The organism is Kineosporia sp. R_H_3 (genome assembly GCF_002198675.1).
Lineage (GTDB): Bacteria > Actinomycetota > Actinomycetes > Actinomycetales > Kineosporiaceae > R-H-3.
Genome location: NZ_MWLL01000005.1, coordinates 1,452 through 5,855, shown reverse-complemented (window position 1 = coordinate 5,855; position 4,404 = coordinate 1,452). Strand labels below are relative to the sequence as shown.

Here is a 4,404-nt window from a genome sequence, read left to right as displayed (position 1 = left end):
ACGCGGTCTTCGGTGACAGCGGCGACGACTGGGAGGAGGGCGGCGACCAGCCGGACCTGCTCATCGGTGACAGCTCGACGCTGTTCTTCGACGACCACAACGTGCCCGGTCACGACGTGCTCATCGGCCAGGGCGGCGACGACGACTACGACATGGAGGGCGGCGACGACATCGGCGTCGGCGGCCCCGGTGTCGAGAAGAACGCCGGCGCCTCCGGGTGGGACTGGATCACGGGCCAGGAGGACCCGCAGCCCCAGAACCAGGACCTCAACCTCGTCATCGTCAACGCACCACCGGCCAACGAGACCCGCGACCGCTTCAACGAGGTCGAGGCGCTCTCCGGCTGGAACCTCGACGACACCCTCAAGGGTGACGACGTGATCCCCAGCCAGCTCGGCGGCATCGGCTTCATCGGGTGCGACGCGCTGGACCAGAACGGGCTGAACCGGATCGCCGGGCTGGACCCCATCGTCCCGCCGCTCGCGGTTCCGCTCGACACCGTCACCGCCAACTCGGTGACCCAGCACTGCCTGCTCGAGGGCAACGTCTGGGGCGAGGGCAACATCCTCCTCGGCGGCGGCGGGGCCGACGTGCTCGAGGGCCGCGGCGCCGACGACATCATCGACGGCGACCGGTACCTCCGGGTGCGGCTCAGCGTGCGGGCGAACGTGGACGGCACGGGCCCCGAGCTCGGGACGACCACGCTGATGGAGAAGATCCCGACCGGCCCCAACTGGACCGGTGCGCTCGCCGGGAAGACCCTCCAGCAGGCCGTGTTCGCCGGCCTCGTCAACCCGGGCCAGATCGTGGCCGTCCGCGAGATCGTCACCGCCCCGGCGGGAACCGACCTCGACACGGCGCGGTTCGCCGGCAACCGGGCGGAGTTCACGATCACCGACCTCCGCGGCGACGCAGCCGACCCGCGCATCATCGTCGACCACAACGCCCCGGACGCCACCCGGGTCCGCGTCCCCAACGACTGCCCGACGGCAGCTCCGGGGTGCGGGGTCGACATCGTCCGGAACGTCGAACGCCTGGAGTTCCTCGACCAGGTCGTGGCGGTCGGCACGCCGGTGGCGAGCGTCTCGCCGGCGACGCTGGACTTCGGCACCCGCAGCACCGTCGCGGCGCCCTTCACCCGGCCGGTTAACGTCACGAACACCGGCAACGGCAACCTCACGGTCACCGGAGCCACCGTGGCAGGAGCCGACGCGGGCCTGTTCACCGTCACCAACGGCTGCACCACGGTCGTCCCGGGTGGCACCTGCACCGTCAGCGTCGCGTTCCGGACGACGACGGTCGGGGCCAAGTCGGCCACGCTGAGCATCGCGCACAACGCTGCGGGTTCCCCGAGCACGGTCGCGCTGAACGGCATCGGGGTGGTCAACACCGCAGCGACCGGGCTGCCTGCCGTGGACGACGCCACGCCGACGGAGGGCTCCGCGGTCACGGCGACCACGGCGCTCGTCGCCGACGCGGACGGTCTCGTGGGCACGACGTTCTCTGCGCAGTGGCAGTTCTCCAACGCGGCAGGGACGGTGTTCACGAACATCGCCGGGGCGACGAGCCTGACCTTCACCCCGGTCCAGGCACAGGTCGGTCGTCGGCTGCAGGTCATCGTGACCTTCGTCGACAACCACGGCACGACCGAGACCCGCACCTCGTCGCCCACCGGCGTCGTCGGTGACCTGTTCCCGGGGATCGGCGACAGCAACGCAGGCGCCAACACCCTGGGCGGCAGCGCCGGCGACGACATCTACTCCGGCGGCCCGGGTGCGGACAACCTGACGACGGGTGCCGGGAACGACCTGGTCTCCGGTGACGCCGGCAACGACACCATCAGCACCGGTGCCGGCAACGACCTGATCCGGTTCACCGGGGCCCTCGAGGGCTTCGACACGGTGAACGGCGGTGCGGACGCGGACACGATCGAGGCGACCGCGCCGGGGACCGACATCGGGCTCACCGCGGTGACCAACGTCGAGACCATCACCGCCAACGGGTTCGCCAACGTCCGGATCACCGGGTCGGGAGCAGCGGAGACGCTGAACTTCAGCGCCGTGACGCTCGTCGGGATCGAGTCGATCAACGGCGGCGGCGGGACGGACACCCTCACCGGGTCCGCCGCGGCGGACGTCATCATCGGTGGCGGTGCCGCGGACTCCATCCAGGGTCAGAACGGCAACGACACCCTGCTCGGTGGCGACGGGGCGGACACGCTCCAGGGCCAGAACGGTGACGACGTCATCGAGGGNCGGTGCCGACGTCGTCAACGGCTTCGACGCAGCACCGGCGGGCGGGCAGGACCTCATCGACCTGCGCGGCGTCGGCGTCACCAGCCTCACCTTCGGCAGCAGGGTCACCATCGCCGCGGCCGGGGCGGACACCCTGGTCACCGTCAACGGAGTGAACGGAGGAACCATCCGCCTCGTCGGCGTCACTGCCGCCAACGTAAACGCGACGGACTTCATCCTGTCGTGACCCGGGATGAGGGGGGCGCCGGCCTCATCGAGCGCCCCCCTCATCGTGTCTCAACCCAGGGAACGTCTCTCCGTCGGCAGACAGCCACGGAGAGCAGTTGAGCGCGACGTCCGATCGCTCCCCTCGGACGGACGTAGCGCCCAGGGCGGCCGTTAGAGGCCGTCCACACGGAGCCGGTCCCGCCCTTGCCCCAGGGCCGGGACCGGCTCTGCGTGCACCTGGCCCAGACATGGCTCTGACGGGACGGCACCGCTGACGGCAGCCGAGAGCAAGCCGGCTCCGGTCGTCGGCACCAGACCCTTGGACGATCGGCCAGCCTCGTACCTATCCGTCCGCTCGTGGTCGCATGCGAAGGCGCTGGCGGTCACGTTCGAGGTCGTCGATCGGTGGGCCGCAGACGGCCCCGACGTACTCTCCCGCCAGGTAGGCGTGCATCCGTTGTCCGGCCCCGCACGCACTGGCGGCCTCATCCTTGAGGGCATCGGCAACCGGCCGCAAGGGAAATGCTCGACCGCCTTGTCCGAACCCGTTCTCGTTCGGCGGCTTCGGCGCTCAGACTGGGTGCTCCTGGCGTTACCCCCCCCCGTCTCGCCGGGAGCACCCTTGCGCCGTCCCCTTTGCTGCTCAGGCGGCTACTGGTCGGGGCGCTGCTGTCGGTCAGGCGGCTGGAGTGGTGCGGCGCGCTAGTTGCGCGAGCAGGAGCCGGACGTCGGCCAGCGGGACCATCGCGTCGTCCTCGCGTAGCTGCGCGAGGCCGGCCTCGATGAGTTGCTGGGCCAGCACGAGGTGGCCGATCCCCCGTGTCTGCGCCGCAGCCTGGAGCTCGGCGAAGACATCGACCTTGAGGCGTAGGGACGTGGAGACGGTCGGGGTCTTCGATGCCGGCTTGGGCATCGCCGGGGCGGCCATCTCGCCAGCCACGTCGCCGGCGGCGTCGAGGATGTGGCCGGTCAGGTCGCTGTCCAGCGGGGTGGTGGGTCGCTCGGTCACGGTGTCCTCCCGGTGATCTTGTTGAAGGCCTCGCGCTCTTGCTCATCCAGGGGCCTGGCGTCGACGACGTCCCAACCCAGGTCCTCGCCGTCGTCCTCACCGTCGTCGTCCACTGCGGGCTGCACCAGGACCGCGAGGTAGTCCCCGGTGTCGCTGACGCCGATGACGAGGACGTACGGGTCGGCCCGCCGGATCACCCGGCGGTCCGACCCGAGCACCTGCCACACGGCGACCGGTGACAGGTCCCGGGAAAGAACCCGCCGCAGCCCGGCGACGGTGAAGTTGTAGTCGGCCGTCACACCACAAGACTGTACCCCCAGCGTGGTACAGATCGACAGGGTGATGCCGTTCAGCGGCGTGCTGCCGGGGCCCGTCGGCCCCGAGCGAGCGGAGGTGGAGGTGTCGGCGGCACCGGCCGGGGGGCGTCTCCCCCGGGTACCACGGTCGACCGCGGGCCGACTGCTGGTCTGACTGCGGGTTCGGCGGTGATACCGGTGCTGGTGGTGATGAGAGGGGTGAGCGGGGTCTGGAGTCGTCGTCGGGCCTCGGTCCGGGGGTCGATGTTCCAGGTGTGGACGGCGTCCGCGAGGTCGGCGTGGATGGTCGAGGGCATCAGGTCGAGGGTCTGCGCGAGCTGGGTGGCGGGCTCGAGGACGGTGAGCGGCGGGAGCGCGGCCAGGACCGCGATCGCGTCCCGGGCGGCGCCGACGCGCCCGGCGACGTCGCCCGGGTCGGCCAGTCGCGGTGCCCAGGCGGTCAGGACGTCCTCGACGAGGGCCGCGGCGAGGTCGGTGGGCTGTTCGAGGTGGCGCCTCAGCCGGTCGGGGTCGCGGGTGTAGAGGGCGGCGGGGTCGAGGCCGTCGGGCAGCTGTAGCTGGGTGGGGGCGCCGCCGCGGGCGGCGAGCAGCCAGTAGGCGCGGGCGGCTGCCTTGC

The 4,404-nt window shown here is 71.4% G+C and carries 3 protein-coding genes and 1 pseudogene; 1 reads left to right on the top strand and 3 read right to left on the bottom strand.

Annotated features, from left to right (window positions below; genetic code table 11):
- Positions 1–152: 152 nt before the first annotated feature.
- A pseudogene (locus ECOMGDLI_RS36540) lies at positions 153–2,254 on the top strand (choice-of-anchor D domain-containing protein); the annotation flags it as partial.
- A gap of 884 nt (positions 2,255–3,138) precedes the next feature.
- On the opposite strand, the gene ECOMGDLI_RS00270 reads toward ECOMGDLI_RS36540, so the two are convergent.
- From ECOMGDLI_RS00270 to ECOMGDLI_RS35155, 3 genes are all read right to left on the bottom strand, one after another.
- Entirely contained in the window at positions 3,139–3,471 is a 333-nt protein-coding gene (locus ECOMGDLI_RS00270) for a hypothetical protein (protein ID WP_088312479.1), read from the bottom strand.
- Positions 3,468–3,770, bottom strand: coding sequence for a hypothetical protein (locus tag ECOMGDLI_RS00265; protein ID WP_088312477.1), 303 nt, complete (start codon positions 3,768–3,770; stop codon positions 3,468–3,470). The genes ECOMGDLI_RS00270 and ECOMGDLI_RS00265 overlap by 4 nt, the downstream gene beginning before the upstream one ends.
- A 50-nt stretch (positions 3,771–3,820) precedes the next feature.
- A partial coding sequence (locus ECOMGDLI_RS35155; RefSeq protein ID WP_198954393.1) for a hypothetical protein occupies positions 3,821–4,404 on the bottom strand: 584 nt, incomplete at its 5' end.